This window comes from Pseudomonas fluorescens, assembly GCF_902497745.1.
In the GTDB taxonomy this organism is placed as follows: domain Bacteria; phylum Pseudomonadota; class Gammaproteobacteria; order Pseudomonadales; family Pseudomonadaceae; genus Aquipseudomonas; species Aquipseudomonas fluorescens_BM.
In genome coordinates this window covers 18,227-31,602 of the sequence record NZ_CABVHJ010000026.1, presented here as the reverse complement: position 1 = coordinate 31,602, position 13,376 = coordinate 18,227, and the positions used below count along the sequence as shown (strand labels likewise).

General features: G+C 59.1%; 13 protein-coding genes and 1 riboswitch. Of the genes, 8 read left to right on the top strand and 5 right to left on the bottom strand.

Annotated features, from left to right (window positions below; genetic code table 11):
* The first annotated feature begins 652 nt into the window (after nucleotides 1–652).
* Nucleotides 653–1,120 (top strand): thiol-disulfide oxidoreductase DCC family protein, encoded by a 468-nt coding sequence (locus F8N44_RS28195; protein WP_150652625.1) that lies wholly within the window; start codon nucleotides 653–655, stop codon nucleotides 1,118–1,120.
* Here the strand turns inward: F8N44_RS28195 and F8N44_RS28190 are convergent.
* From F8N44_RS28190 to F8N44_RS28180, 3 genes are all read right to left on the bottom strand, one after another.
* Nucleotides 1,104–1,595, bottom strand: a complete 492-nt coding sequence (locus F8N44_RS28190; RefSeq protein ID WP_150652624.1) for a DUF2269 family protein — start codon at nucleotides 1,593–1,595, stop codon at nucleotides 1,104–1,106. The two genes, F8N44_RS28195 and F8N44_RS28190, sit on opposite strands and share 17 nt — an antisense overlap.
* Nucleotide 1,596: 1 nt before the next feature.
* Nucleotides 1,597–2,724: a saccharopine dehydrogenase family protein gene (locus tag F8N44_RS28185; protein WP_150652623.1), complete on the bottom strand. Its 1,128-nt coding sequence runs from the start codon at nucleotides 2,722–2,724 to the stop codon at nucleotides 1,597–1,599.
* A gap of 115 nt (nucleotides 2,725–2,839) precedes the next feature.
* On the bottom strand, nucleotides 2,840–3,592 hold the full coding sequence (locus F8N44_RS28180; protein ID WP_224794825.1) for an autotransporter outer membrane beta-barrel domain-containing protein: 753 nt from the start codon (nucleotides 3,590–3,592) through the stop codon (nucleotides 2,840–2,842).
* A 276-nt stretch (nucleotides 3,593–3,868) separates the two neighbouring features.
* A riboswitch (cobalamin riboswitch) is annotated at nucleotides 3,869–4,075 on the top strand.
* 91 nt (nucleotides 4,076–4,166) lie between these two features.
* On the opposite strand from F8N44_RS28180, the gene F8N44_RS28175 reads away from it, so the two are divergent.
* Genes F8N44_RS28175 through F8N44_RS28160 form a run of 4 tightly spaced genes read left to right on the top strand, consistent with a single transcriptional unit; the run spans nucleotide 4,167 to nucleotide 7,634 of the window.
* Entirely contained in the window at nucleotides 4,167–6,104 is a 1,938-nt protein-coding gene (locus tag F8N44_RS28175; protein WP_150652622.1) for a TonB-dependent receptor plug domain-containing protein, read from the top strand.
* Nucleotides 6,104–6,463 (top strand): (2Fe-2S) ferredoxin domain-containing protein, encoded by a 360-nt coding sequence (locus tag F8N44_RS28170; RefSeq protein WP_150652621.1) that lies wholly within the window; start codon nucleotides 6,104–6,106, stop codon nucleotides 6,461–6,463. The genes F8N44_RS28175 and F8N44_RS28170 overlap by 1 nt, the downstream gene beginning before the upstream one ends.
* On the top strand, nucleotides 6,460–7,380 hold the full coding sequence (locus tag F8N44_RS28165) for an ABC transporter substrate-binding protein (protein WP_150652620.1): 921 nt from the start codon (nucleotides 6,460–6,462) through the stop codon (nucleotides 7,378–7,380). Before F8N44_RS28170 ends, F8N44_RS28165 begins: the two co-directional genes overlap by 4 nt.
* A gap of 50 nt (nucleotides 7,381–7,430) precedes the next feature.
* Nucleotides 7,431–7,634 carry a PLD nuclease N-terminal domain-containing protein gene (locus F8N44_RS28160; RefSeq protein ID WP_007916127.1) on the top strand — a complete coding sequence of 68 codons (204 nt, stop codon included), beginning with the start codon at nucleotides 7,431–7,433 and terminating at the stop codon, nucleotides 7,632–7,634.
* A gap of 61 nt (nucleotides 7,635–7,695) precedes the next feature.
* Here the strand turns inward: F8N44_RS28160 and F8N44_RS28155 are convergent, their stop codons facing one another.
* Nucleotides 7,696–8,922: a zinc-dependent alcohol dehydrogenase gene (locus F8N44_RS28155; protein WP_150652619.1), complete on the bottom strand. Its 1,227-nt coding sequence runs from the start codon at nucleotides 8,920–8,922 to the stop codon at nucleotides 7,696–7,698.
* Between the two features lie 315 nt (nucleotides 8,923–9,237).
* On the opposite strand from F8N44_RS28155, the gene F8N44_RS28150 reads away from it, so the two are divergent.
* From F8N44_RS28150 to F8N44_RS28140, 3 genes are all read left to right on the top strand, one after another.
* Nucleotides 9,238–9,714: a hemerythrin domain-containing protein gene (locus F8N44_RS28150; RefSeq protein ID WP_095118528.1), complete on the top strand. Its 477-nt coding sequence runs from the start codon at nucleotides 9,238–9,240 to the stop codon at nucleotides 9,712–9,714.
* A 102-nt stretch (nucleotides 9,715–9,816) separates the two neighbouring features.
* A complete protein-coding gene (locus F8N44_RS28145; RefSeq protein ID WP_150652618.1) occupies nucleotides 9,817–10,881 on the top strand; it encodes an NAD(P)/FAD-dependent oxidoreductase in 1,065 nt (354 codons plus the stop codon).
* Between the two features lie 103 nt (nucleotides 10,882–10,984).
* Nucleotides 10,985–12,385: a PLP-dependent aminotransferase family protein gene (locus tag F8N44_RS28140; protein WP_150652617.1), complete on the top strand. Its 1,401-nt coding sequence runs from the start codon at nucleotides 10,985–10,987 to the stop codon at nucleotides 12,383–12,385.
* Here F8N44_RS28140 and panB read toward each other — a convergent pair whose 3' ends face one another.
* Nucleotides 12,386–13,201, bottom strand: a complete 816-nt coding sequence (gene panB / locus F8N44_RS28135; RefSeq protein ID WP_150652616.1) for a 3-methyl-2-oxobutanoate hydroxymethyltransferase — start codon at nucleotides 13,199–13,201, stop codon at nucleotides 12,386–12,388. It lies immediately after the preceding gene.
* Nucleotides 13,202–13,376: the final 175 nt, after the last annotated feature.

Below are 13,376 nucleotides of genomic sequence, written 5' to 3'. Positions count from 1 at the left end.
TCAATATTGCGTTTGACAAAATCCTCTGGTGCTGCCCGTAATGCTCGTAAATCGTCTGCCTATTTATCTCTTGAAGGCAGTAAAGATCTCTTTCATCTAACTCGCCAGGGTTATACTTAAAGGTCTTATTCCCTGCCTCTAACCTTGTTGACTCCAAAAGTGCTGGTATCAGCTCTTTTGTTTTCTTTACGCTTTCAAAGTATTGCTTTGAGACGCAGTCAACCAGAAACGCTGCTACTTTAAAAATCTCCTGTTTTTTTGATCGCCTATTTGCATTTTTTCTTTTTGCTTAGAATTTCTTTTTTTTCGACTCAACTCGCTCTCCCTTTCAATGAACTCCCTAAGGCCAAAAAATTAAAATGGCTACTTTGGAAAGTAGTGTTAAAAAATTCGGCCGTACTTGGCGCATCATAAGAGTACGCTTCGGGATTAAAATCTTAACTTTCAGATCACATTTTCTTACTCAAATCTCGATGGATAGCATACTAAAAGATTGCATCTGCTGGACTGTAGGTTCAGGTGAACCAGGTTTTTTCAACGAAATAGATCAAAAAAGTTCGTCGCGAAGGTCTGCTTCTGTCCGAACTCAGTCATTCGCGAACAGCTGCTTCCAGAGCTATGATCGCAACATCCAGCTCTCAGACTTATAACGATGCCAACCCCAAAGCTTCGCCCAACCCCCGCCCCGCTCCTCAACCCCGGCGAATCCGTGGTCCTGTTCGACGGCGTGTGCAAACTCTGCAACGGCTGGGCACGTTTCCTTATCCGCCACGACCACCAACGCCGCGTGCGTCTGGCCGCCGTGCAATCGCCCGAGGGTCAGGAGCTTCTGGCATGGGCCGGTCTGCCCATCGACCAATTCGACACCATGGCCGTCATCCGTGACCGCCACTACTGGGAACGTTCCGACGCTTTTCTAGAAGTCATCCGCCAATTACCCGCCCGCTGGCAGCCATTGCGCCTGCTACGCGTATTCCCTCGCGGCCTGCGCGATTGGGCTTACGACCGCATCGCGCTGAACCGCTATCGCCTGTTCGGCAAATACGACACCTGCCTGCTGCCCACTCCAGACCACGAACAGCGCTTCCTGAAAGCAACGGCGTCTACACCAGAAAGCTGAACAACTGCACGGGTGTCATCTTCGTCACCATCATCAGCACGATGACGAACATCCCGGAAAAACCGAGCACGCCCATCCAGAACCATTTGCGGTAAACCGCTTGATATTGCTCATCAAGCCCCGCCCCCGCCTCGCTCGCACTTGTCGCCATCACATACAGCCGCTTCTGCAACAGCAACACCGGCAGCCACAGCGAGCCGACGCAGAGGAAAATGATCAACGACGTCAGCACCCACTCGGTGCTCATGGTCAAGCCTGAAAGCCGCATCAACAGATAACCGCTGATGATCTGCACAAACCCGGCCGGTGTGGTGATCCAGGTGTCGAAGCCCACGACCATGCGCGCGACGTGGGCAATCACTTGTGGATTGCGCGTGCGGCTGGCGGCAATCAGGTAGAGGTAGGAGCCCATGCCGAAACCGAACAGGAAGATTGCGGCGATGATGTGCAGGTACTTAAGGCACAGATAGAGCATGTCAGCGCTGCCCGTCCGAGAAGTTCACGGCCAGGCTCAGGTTGGCCGGGTCGTTGATCGCGGCCATGTACTCGGCGACGCTGATCTCGCCCACGCAAGGTCGGGCGCCGGGTGGCGGCACGTAGCCTTGCGCCATTTTCGTCGCCAATGCTACTGCGGCGCAGCTGGGGATTTCCGGGCCTTTGTCGTTCAGGGCGGTGAGTTGCGCGGTCATCGACAGCGGTTTGCCGTCAACGCCAAGGCCCTGCACGTCGATGTACATCGCACTTTTGCCATCGCCGAAACGCTCGAAATGCGTGCCCAGGCGATGCAGTCTACCGGCCCACAAGGCATGGTCGCGCACCAGCCCGATTTTCAGCGCCTGAGCCAGCAGACCGTTGGCGATGCCGCCGAGCTTGAGACCGGCACCTGCCTTGAAACTCAAGGTCTGCGCACCATACCGCGCGGCGAAGATATCCATGTCCGGCACATCGACGTTGGCCAGCAGCCGCATGCCCATCTGCGGCATTTTGCGCAAGGTCAGGTCCAGCCACCCCGACACTTCGTGCACCTTGCCGTTTTTCAGTTGTTTGATCGGTTTGCCGGCGTAAGCGAGTACGCCTTCAATGGTCGACAGCCCCGGCATTTTCGCCGACGAAGAAATACCATGTTCGATCGAATCGATACGCGAAAAACGCTGGCGCTGTTCATCGATGATCGCGGACGACAGCGTCGGCACCGAGCTGCAACCACTGAGGATCGCCACGCCGGCCTGCTTCGCCCGTGTGTCGAGAACGTCGATGCCATTGACGAACGTGCGGCAGTCCGCCAGATCGCAGTAGTTCACGCCAGCGTCGATGCAGCTTTCGGCGACCGCATAGGATTGCCCCTGAAACGGCCCGCCGGTATGCACGACCAACTGAATGTTCAGCGCACGCAATGCGGCTTCGAACTCTTCGCCCATGGCGTCGCCACACCAGCCTTCGCAGACGTTGCCCGATTGGCTGTTCAGGTCATCGAGTTTGCGCTGCAATTTGCGCGAGTCACGACCCGAAAGCACCAGACCGATGTCCGGCATCAGCGCCAGATGCCGGCACACAATGCTGCCGAAGTTTCCGTAACCACCGACCACCATCACCCTGAACGGCATGCAATTCTTCCCTAAATCAATCCATCAAACAGGCGTGCAGGATATAGGGCCGAACGTCAGCAAGCCATCCACTGTAGGCCTTCGCCTGCAGGGTTATGCGGTGTACCCGAGTGCGCTAGAAATTGATCTTGAACCCCAACATCGCGTCATACCCATGGCTGTCGCCATCAAAGCCCTGCCGATAGCCAGCCGAAGCGGTGAACGTGGTGCGCCGGTTGGCCTGGTAATCCACCCCCACATTGACCTCGCCCCACGTGCCCTGAATGTCCGACTCGAACGGGATGTACCCCGACTCTGAGGAAAACTCGGTTTTCGGCTGCCCCTTGAATTCATGCCAGATGCTCGGCCGGATCCAGCCATTGGTGCGCCGTGCGCTCTTGTCGACACCCTCGGTGTCCCAGTCCTTGGCGATGCGCACGCCGGCGCGGCCGATCAGTGAGTCGACATCCTTGAAACGAATTTTCGCGCCGACGTCATCACTGCTGTCCAGATCGACAGAGCTGTAGATCGCCTGCAATTGCGGCTCGATGTACCAGTCTTTGTCGACTTCGAACGGGTAGCCGTTTTCCAGCGAGGCGGTGTAGCCCCAACCACGGGTTTTCAGTTTGGCCAGGTCGTTGGGTTTGGCTTCGATGTCGAAGCGGTTGACCTGCAACACGCCGTCCAGATACCAGCCGGAGGGGCCGAAGTGCGTCCAGTAGGCGCCGACGCCGTAAGCGCGTTGGCATTGTTGCCACGACTGTTCAACGAGGAACCCGCCGTCGTGGTGATGGTGGTGCCCGTCTGGGTGCTGATCGACGCATCGACGCCGGCCGCCGGTAAACAGGTTTGCGAGACGTTGTAGGCACCCGCCGCCAAAGGCCCGCACGCGGCCTGAACGTCTGCGAGCATCGGGGTGTTGGCCATGGCGACCAGTAATGCGTTGCGAATGAAATGCGGGGCGTGCCCACCGTGAGGATGGCCGCTGGCAACGTGCATGAAAACCTCCTTGTTCAGCGTGCCTGGCGTATCCCTCACGCCTGTCGACGCCGCGCGATATTACGTTGTGATGACCGCTATAGACCTTAGTAGTTATTTCGAAAGTTGGTAATTCGCGGACCGGGAGTCGGCGCCGGCAAGTTGACGAACGGTCTGTCGAATGTTCAGATGCCGCCCAGTTTCAGGTGTCCCATGCCGCCGTGCATGGGGTGAAACGGGAAACCGGTACGTTCTTTTCGAACAAGTCCGGTGCTGCCCCCGCAACGGTATGCGCGTGATGCTTTCGATAGACCACTGTGGCCACTCGGCCATGGGAAGGTGAAAGCCTCGATACGCGCGAGCCCGGAGACCGGCCTGGAATTTCGTTTGGCAAAATCCTGCGGTGGGCGGGCATGGGCCGGTATTGGCTGTGCGCGATGCCTTCTCCTGCATGCTCTTCTGCGAAGATCCTTTTCGAGAAGACAATGATTCGACCTTTCAACACTTGTGCTCCAACCCTGTTCCTTGGCTGCCTGTTCAGTCCGCTGCTGCTGGCCGATGACGCGCCACTGGAGCTCAATCAACAAATCGTTTCTGCACCGTCAGTGGAATCCACCACCGTCGCCGACATGGCGAAGTTCGGCAGCAAAGTCGAGATTGTTACCCGCGAGCAGATCGAACGCGCCGGCCCCAGCGCCGATGTCAGCCGCGTGATGCAGATGTTTATTCCCGGCCTGTATGTCGCGCCGAAAAACGGCCCGTTCGACTACGGCACCTATTCGCTGCTCGGCGGGCGCAACGATGACACGCTGATCCTGCTCGACGGCGTGCGCCTGAACAATCGTCTGTACGGCGGTCTCTATCTGGACACCCTGCCGGCCAACGCCATCGAACGCATCGAAGTGCTCAAGGGTGGCCAGAGCCTGTTATTCGGCACCCAGGCAGTGTCGGGCGTGATCAACATCGTCACCCGCAGCCCGCAATCGCGCAAAGCCGCCGGCGAAGTGAATCTGGGCGTCGACAGCTTCGGCGGCACCAGCGAAGACGCTCGGGTCGAAAACATCTTCAGCAACGGTTTCGGCGATCTCGGTTTGCTCGCGTACGTCAGCCACAACGTCTCCGACGGTTACCAGCCCTATCGCAACCACGACATGAAAAACGTCAGCGAGAAGAACCGCGCCTACGAAGTCACCACCTTCGGCGGCAAAGCGATTCAGTCGTTTGGCGAGGATGCGCGGCTGGAACTGTTCTACCAATACGCCGACGCCAACCTCGATTTCGCCCGCCCGGTCGACAACCACAAAACCACCAACGACCGCGTGCAGCAGATCGCCACGGCAACGTTCGAGCAGGCCATCAATGAGCGCCTGAGCTACTTCATCAAAGGCCATATCAACGACTGGGACACGCGCTACACGCGGGTCAACAACGTCGCCGGCGGTGGCAAAAAAGTCATCAACCACAACGACTATTGGGGTTTCACCGACTGGGGCGTGCAGGCCGAAGGCAAGGCTGAACTGCCCGGTGGCCATGTGCTGGTGTTCGGCAGCGACAACCAATGGTTCAAAGGCCAGGACGATGTGCTGATCATCGACAACGACAAGGCCGAAGCCCATGCGTTCTACACGCAACTGCGCCCGCAGATCGACGCCCTGCCCGACTGGCACCCGAGCATTGGCGTGCGTCACGAAGCCATGAGCGGCGGCGACAGTGCCACGGTGGGCATGCTCACTTCTCTGTATGACCTCAACGACAACTGGTCGGTGCGCGGTCAGTACGGCAGCGCCTACAAACTGCCGAACGCCGAGCAACTGTTCGTCAACGAGCCGGGCGACGAGATCGGCAACCGCAACCTGAAACCAGAAAAAAGCCGCAACGCCGAACTGGGTGTCGACTACAAAGGCTTCCTGCTCGACCGCGAGTTCAGCGCCAGCGTGACCCTGTTCAAACGCAAGATCGACGACCTGATCACCCTCGATGACATTCAGTGGGTAAACGGTGAAGGCACGATCCAGATGCGCGGCTTCGAGGCCGACGCCAAACTGGCGCTCAACGATCGGTGGAGCCTGCAAGCGGACATGACTCGTAACCTCACCGAGTCGCGCACCGGTGTGACGATCAACGACATCCCGAGTTTCTTCGCCCGTTCGCGGGTGGGTTATGAGTCGGAAAACCATCTGTGGGGTGCCGGCGGTGCGATCCGCTACATTCGTGACATCAAAAGCTCGAAGCAGGTCGCATACGGCAACTATTCAGTGGTCGACGTCGACGCTTATCGCTACCTCGACAACGCCCATCAACACCGCGTAAGCCTGCTGGTGGAAAACCTCTTCGACCGCGATTACGTCACCAGCCGTTCGAGCAACGTCGATAACCTCGGCCGGCCGTTCACCTCCGAAGTGCGCTACACGTACCGCTTCTGATGAGTGACATAAAAACCGTGGACGGCGTCGACACGCACCCGGACTGGTCGCACGTGCCCGAGCACGCACGCCATGTGTTCCTCTGCACCGGCCCGCGTTGCACCCAGCGCGGCGCCTTGCAGTTATGGAAAACCTTGCGCCGGCATTTACTCGCGCATGATCGCATCGAGACACCGGGCGGTGTTTTGCTGACGCGCACGCACTGCCAGTTTCCGTGCAATCAGGGGCCGATCGTGACGGTGTACCCGGAGCGCTGCTGGTATGGCGTGCGCAGCCATGAAGATGTGCAGCGGCTGGTCGAGGGGCATCTGGTAGGCGGTGAAGTGGTTGCGGATTTGCTGATCAAGGTGCGGCCATGAGCAGGTTGTGGCTGTTGCTGAGTGCCCTGCTCTGCGCGGCACCGGCTCTCGCCGACAGTTACCGTAACTGCGGCGAGGACTGGCACGCCTTTCAGCCATCACGCATCGTCGCGCTCAATCAGCATGCGGCGGATCTCGTGCTGGCACTGGGTGCCGGGCCAGCGCTGGTCGGCGTGGCGTATCTGGATGACACCGGAGCCGGGCAGCGCCAAGCCGAGTATTTCGGTGTGCCGGTGATCGCGCGGCAATACCCGGCCAGCGAAGTGCTTTACGCTGCGAAGCCGGATCTGGTGATCGGCGGTTTTGCCACGGCGTTCGGCGACGGGGTGACCTCACGCTCGGGACTGGCGCGCAATGGCGTGGGTTCGTATCTGCTGGAATCGGCCTGCAACGGGCACTCGCTGGATTACTTCGCGCATGTGCGCAATGACTTGCTGACGCTGGGCAAGCTGCTGCACCAGCAGCAAAAAGCCCAAGCGTTGATCGACTCCATGGAAAAGGACCTTGCCAGGGCCCGAGCCTTGGCCGGTACGGGTAAACCATTGTCCGTGTTCTATCTCGACAGCGAGGTCAAAGGCCTCGACAGCGAGGGGCAGCGTGGTTTTGTCACGCCGCTGTTGGCCGCCGTCGGTGCGCGCAATGTGTTCGCCGACATCGACCTCTATCGAGTCACCGTCAACCGCGAAACCCTGCTGGCCAGCGACCCGGACGTGATCCTGCTGGCCGACGCCGAATGGTCGCCCGCCCGCCGCAAACGCTACCTGTTGACCCACGACCCGGTCCTCTCGCAACTGCGCGCGGTGCGCGACAACCGCATCATCGAAATCCCCTTCACCCACCTGCTGCCGACCTTCAACAGCGGCCGCGTCGCCTTGGAACTGGCCCGCCAGCTCAACGCCCTGAACAAAAATAAATGAACCCGCCGCCCTCCACGCCACCTAACGAACAGACCATCAGGAGGTAGCCAATGCAAATCGAAACCGTGTGGATCGTACTGGCGGCAGTTCTTCTGCTTATCGAACTCTGGGCCATCAATCGGGTGCGCAAGAGCGAGGGGAAAGCGAGCAATAAAGGCGTGTGGATCGTGCTGATCGTGTTTGTGCCGTTGTTCGGCTTGATTGCCTGGGCGTTGGCGGGGCCCAAGCATGTCAGTCAGCATTCGGCGTCGTAAGACAACTCATCAGCCGTCGCGCGGGGCGTGCCATCGGCAACGCCCCGCTGGTCAACGTTGATCAACTCGCGGGTACCAACGGCGGCATCTCGGCCGTTTCCGCCAACGGCACATCACTGCCACCCGGCGTCAGGATCACTTTGCGACAGTTCTCCTGCTTCTTGTCGAAGATCTTGTAACCCTCGGCGGCCTGCTCAAGCGACAGCCTGTGGGTGATGATCGCGTCGGGTTGCAGTGCACCGGTCTCGATGTATCCGAGCAATTCGGGCAGATAACGCTGCACATGGGTCTGGCCCATCTTGAACGTCAGGCCCTTGTCGAACGCATCGCCAAACAGGAAACCATGGATAAATCCGGCATAGACACCCGGCACACTGACCACCCCGCCACGGCGTACCGCCGCAATGCACTGACGCAGGGCCTTACCGCTGCTGCCTTCGAGTTTGAGCGTGGCCAGTACCGTTTCCGTGGTGCTGCCCTTGGCTTCGAACCCGACCGCATCAATGACCGCATCGACGCCACGACTGCCCGGCGTCTGGCCAATAATCGTGTCCGCCGGATCATCGTCGTCATCGAAATTGATCGGTATCACGCCATAGGTGCGCTGCGCGTATTCCAGCCGATAGGGATGATGATCGACCATGAAGAAGCGCTCAGCGCCAAGCATTTTCGCGCAGGCAGCACTGAGTAATCCGACTGGTCCGGCGCCGTAAATGGCCACGTTCGAGCCCTGACCGATCTGCGCATTGAGCACCGCTTGCCACGCGGTTGGCAGAATGTCGGACAGAAACAGGACTTTCTCGTCCGACAGCGTGCCGGGGACGATGAAAGGCCCGGTATTGGCCTTGGGCACCCGCACCAGCTCCGCTTGCCCACCGGGAATGCCGCCATACATCCGGCTGTAGCCGAACAGCGCGGCCGGCGGTGGTATGCGCTTCTTGTTCATGGCCGCACCGGCGCCGGTGTTGGTGGTTTCGCACGCGGCGTAAAGTTCTTGCTGGCAGAAAAAACAGTCACCACAGGCGATCACGAACGGGATCACCACCCGGTCACCGCGCTGCACAGCAGTCACACCTGGCCCGGTTTCCTCGACAATGCCCATGAATTCATGGCCAAAGATATCGCCATGCTCGACCGTCGGTATCTTGCCCCGATACAGGTGCAGGTCCGAGCCGCAGATGGCGGTGGCCGTCACTCGCAAAATAATATCGTCGGCGGCTTCCAGCTTTGGATCTGGCACGGTTTCGACTCTGACGTCATGGGCGCCGTGATAGGTCATTGCTCGCATGGTGAGTTCCTCGATCGCTTGATTGAAATGGCTGCTGTTTCCCATACGGCAGGGCAATCTCAAAACGAGTTCAGAACGCTTTTGTACATTCGGATCAGCGGCCCGTGACCGGGACTAAACCGTGATCTGCAATGTCCGCAACGCGCTTTTCATGCAGGCTGCACGAAGGCTTTTTGCCTGTGCCGTAGCAAGTCCTAGATCCAGCGCGATTGAACATCTGTCAGGGACTGGCACGCCAAATGCTGTGGATTCAGAGCATTCACAGCGCCGTGAGACAACGGTCTGTGTTCACTCCGTGACAGCAGAGGCAACGCCATGAACGCCATCGACCTTCTCAAAGCCGATCATGCAAAAGTCAAAGACATCCTCAGCCAACTGAGCGACTCAACCGAGCGTGCACTGAAAAAACGTGTCGAGCTGTTGGGCAAACTGGAAATGGAAATCACCATCCATACCCGGCTCGAAGAGGAAATCCTCTATCCGGCGTTCAAGGCCGCCGGCAGCAAGGAACAGGACGTCATGTACTTCGAAGCCAAGGAAGAACACCGCACCGTGGACTCACTGGTGCTGCCCGATCTGAAACTCACCGACCCGGGCACCCCGGAGTTTTCCGGTCGGGTGAAAGTGGTCAAGGAACTACTGGAGCACCATATCGAAGAAGAGGAAACGGAAATGTTTCCTCAGGCGAAAAAGCTTCTGGGCAAGGAAAAACTCGAAGAGTTGGGCGCGCAGATGGAGGCCATGAAGGCCAGCTACAAGAAGGAAATGGCTGCCGGGAATATGGCCGCTTAACGTGTTGCAAGCGGACGAGCCCGGCTATGGCCGGGCTTTTTCTGGTTGCTCGCAGCGTCTTCCTGCTGCAGGATCAGTCGATCGACAACAGGGAATGTTGAAATGGATCAGAAAGTGCGTGAGCGAATCGTGGTGGTTGGTGCGGGCATCGTCGGCGCCTCACTTGCGTACCATTTGTCAGGCAAAGGGGCGCACGTCACGCTGATCGAGGCTGACGAGATCGCGAGCGGCGTGACGGCAAGCTCCTTCGCCTGGCTCAATGCCACGCACGCCGGCGCTGATCCGATTGCGCCGTTGCGCGGTATGGCCATAGAAGCATACCGACGACTCGAAACCGAGCTGCCGGATTTGCAGATTCGCTGGACCGGAGCTTTGTCGTACAACGAATCAGCAGAGTATCCGGCGTCGGCGACATTGTTATCGTCTGACGAGGTGCTTGCCCGCGAACCCAATCTGAAAATTCCCCCGCCGTGCGCGTTGTATCGCGCGGAAGAAGGCGCACTCGACGCCGTGCAGGCCACCCACGCCTTGATTGCCGGCGCCCAGGCGCGGGGCGCGCAATTGCTCACGCACACCCGAGTGACCGCTTTCAAAACCTGCAACGTAGATGTCACCGGCGTTGAAACCACAGCGGGCACGTTTGATGCCGACCTTGTTGTGCTCGCCGCAGGGACTGGCACCCGGCAATTAACACAGATGCTTAACGTCTCCCTGCCCATCGACGCCTCGCCGGCCATTTTCATCCGCTACAAGACCCAACCGGGCCTCGTCAAAGGCATCATCTCCAGCCCCGAAATGGAAGTTCGGCAAACTGCCGACGGCACGTTGCTGGCCGCTGAAGATTATCTGGGAGAGGCGTCGGGCAACTCGCCGACAGACATCGCCCGGCAAACCGCCGAAGCCATACGCAAAGAACTTCACGGGGTGTCTTTCATTGCGCCGCAAACCGTCGCCGTCGGAATCCGGCCGATGCCCGCTGATGGCATCCCCGTGGTCGGTTACTTGCCAGGTGTCGGCGGGATCTACGTTTGCGCGATGCATCCCGGTGTGACGCTCGCGGCAATCGTCGGGCGCCTCGCCAGTGAAGAGCTGCTGGATCGCCAGTCATCTGCGGCCCTTGTGCCGTGCCGTCCTCAGCGCTTTTTTCAGAACTCAGGCGACGCTTGATTTAGACTCGCCGACGTCTTGCAGCAAGGAATGCGCACCGGCAACGCATGGTCATTTTGCGCAACTCGGACAGCGAAAAATCGCAGTGAACAGGAGAACAACATTGCCGGTCCCCAAGCACACCGCGTTCGCCTATCAAACGGTCTATCACTACATCGTCGGCCTGATTGAGGTAGCCAGTGGCACGACTGAGCAGAAGCTGCCGTCCCTGCGACAACTGGCCCTGCGCCTCGGCGTTTCGGTGTCGACGACCAAATACGCCTACGCATTGCTCGAGGACGAAGGCAGAATTCACGCCAAAGCCAGGTTCGGTTATTTCACCCGGTCAATACCGGCGGCGCCTGTGAAGACCCACTCCGGCAACCTTCTCGACCACGTCTTCGCCAGCGCCCGTCAGCCCGGCATGCTGGCCCTGAGCAGCGATGCGCCGGCGATGCTGCTGTCGCTGCAGGGGCCGTTGTTGATGATGGAGCGTGAGCTGACTCGCCAATACCCGCCCTCGAATGCACCGCTCTATCAGCCTCTTGGCGAGCCGGAATTGCGCGCGGCCCTGGCGGAACGCTACACCCGTTCCGCTCGCAATCACTGGCAGGCCGAGCAGGTGTATATCGGCGCGGACCTGCGTAGCGTATTGGAGTTGTCGCTCAGTGCCTTGAATCTCGGTGGCACTGTGGCGCTGGTGGAGTCGCCCTGCTCGTGGGCAATTCTGCGCCAGTTGCAGGCGGCCAATATCCGCGTCATCGAAATGCCCCTCGACGATGAGGGCCGCTTCAACCTGCCTGCATTGAAGGCGTTACTGATGCGCGAACCGGTGCGCCTGGCGGTGTTTTCCTCCACGGTGAATATTCCTCAGGGCCAGTTGATGCCAGCACAGGATAAACAGCAGATCTGTCGCTGGCTGGCCGAGCGGGATATATGGCTGTTTGAAAACGATACGTGGGGCGAATTGTGTTTCTCCGATTCACCCGCGCGCTATCGCGACTTTGCCGATCCGGACAAGCTGGTGGTGTTCTCGACATTCGACAAGATTATTGGCGGCGAAGCGCCGTACGGCTACGTGCTGTGTCGCCAGCAGGCCGCGCAATTTCATCGACTGTTTATGCAGCGCGGATTTCGCCTCTCGCCGATGCGGCAGAAAGCGATTGCCAGACTCTACAACTCCAGGCGCATTGACCAGCACCTGACTATGCTGCGCGCGCTGTTGCTCAAGCGCAGGCAACAGCTGCAGACCTTGCTGGAAGAGCACGGCAACGACCAGTGGCAGGTCGTCGCCCCGCAAGGTGGTGCGAGCTTCTGGCTCAAGGCTGTGCGTCCGATCGACATGCAACGGGTGTTCGAACGCCTGCTGGCCGAGCGGATCGTCATCGCCCCCGGCGAAATCTTCAGCCAGCAAGGTGACTGGAAACAGCATCTGCGCCTGAGCTACAGCCTCGACTGGGACAAAGACATCGGCCACGCGGTGAGACAACTGGCGCAAGCTATCGGCGCAGAACATCCGACGTAACTAGAGTCCATAACAATGCCGCGCTTCAGGAAACCGGCCATGGCGCACATCGTCAGCAAACTGCGCACAAGCCTCGCTGATCACCGCGCCGACATCGGCGTAGCGTTTGACGAAACGCGGCAGATGCTCACCGCCCAGGCCGAGTACATCTTCGGTGACCAGCACCTGCCCGTCGCAGGCCGGTGAGGCGCCAATGCCGATGGTGGGCATTTTCGACTCCAGGGTAATCTGCCGCGCCACGCCCTCCGCCACGCCTTCGAGCAACAGGCTGAAGGCGCCCGCGTCGAGATTGGCCCGGGCATCTTCGGCAATCACTGCACCGGTTTCAGCGGTCAGGCCCTGAGCCTTGAAACCGCCCATGACATTGACGAACTGCGGCATCAAGCCGACATGGGCCATGACCGGAATCCCACGCGCCACGAGAAACTCGACCGTCGGCGCCAAGGCCTTGTTGGCCTCCAGCTTGACCGCGTCGCAACCGGTGCGCGCCAATACCTGAGCGCAATTACGAAAGGCTTGCTCATTGGACTCCTGATAACTGCCGAACGGCATGTCGGCCACCACACAGGCCAGACGCGTGCTATCGACCACAGCCCGCGTGTGGCCGATGATTTCTTCGAGCTGCATGCTCAGTGTCGAGGCGCGGCCATAACCGACCATGGCCGTGGAGTCGCCGACCAGAATGAAGTCGACGATGGGGTCGATCAGCTTGGCGATACTGCTGGAGTACGCCGTCAGCGAAACGATTTTCTGTTGGCCTTTCATGGCGACCAGTTGCGGCACGGTCAGGCGTTTGGTGCGGGTATGCAGGCTCATGGGCGAACCTCCGAGGCTTGCGTCCGTGAACGATAAATGTCGCCAGATTGAATGCGTAACGCTTCCATACAGTGCCCAATTCCAAAGGATTCGAGCGCTCGATTATTCGTTTAACGCCAGAACATTCAATGCACAGATTTGCCTGAAAAAGCGACCCAGTTGCATCCCGTGTATT

Bases quoted from the DNA above. Each gene is read 5' to 3' on its own strand.
- F8N44_RS28145 (WP_150652618.1), top strand. From the start codon at position 9,817: ATGGATCAGAAAGTGCGTGAGCGAATCGTGGTGGTTGGTGCGGGCATC.
- F8N44_RS28195 (WP_150652625.1), top strand. From the start codon at position 653: ATGCCAACCCCAAAGCTTCGCCCAACCCCCGCCCCGCTCCTCAACCCC.
- F8N44_RS28160 (WP_007916127.1), top strand. From the start codon at position 7,431: ATGCAAATCGAAACCGTGTGGATCGTACTGGCGGCAGTTCTTCTGCTT.
- F8N44_RS28190 (WP_150652624.1), bottom strand. From the start codon at position 1,595: ATGCTCTATCTGTGCCTTAAGTACCTGCACATCATCGCCGCAATCTTC.
- F8N44_RS28155 (WP_150652619.1), bottom strand. From the start codon at position 8,922: ATGCGAGCAATGACCTATCACGGCGCCCATGACGTCAGAGTCGAAACC.
- F8N44_RS28185 (WP_150652623.1), bottom strand. From the start codon at position 2,724: ATGCCGTTCAGGGTGATGGTGGTCGGTGGTTACGGAAACTTCGGCAGC.
- F8N44_RS28165 (WP_150652620.1), top strand. From the start codon at position 6,460: ATGAGCAGGTTGTGGCTGTTGCTGAGTGCCCTGCTCTGCGCGGCACCG.
- panB (WP_150652616.1), bottom strand. From the start codon at position 13,201: ATGAGCCTGCATACCCGCACCAAACGCCTGACCGTGCCGCAACTGGTC.
- F8N44_RS28175 (WP_150652622.1), top strand. From the start codon at position 4,167: ATGATTCGACCTTTCAACACTTGTGCTCCAACCCTGTTCCTTGGCTGC.
- F8N44_RS28150 (WP_095118528.1), top strand. From the start codon at position 9,238: ATGAACGCCATCGACCTTCTCAAAGCCGATCATGCAAAAGTCAAAGAC.
- F8N44_RS28170 (WP_150652621.1), top strand. From the start codon at position 6,104: ATGAGTGACATAAAAACCGTGGACGGCGTCGACACGCACCCGGACTGG.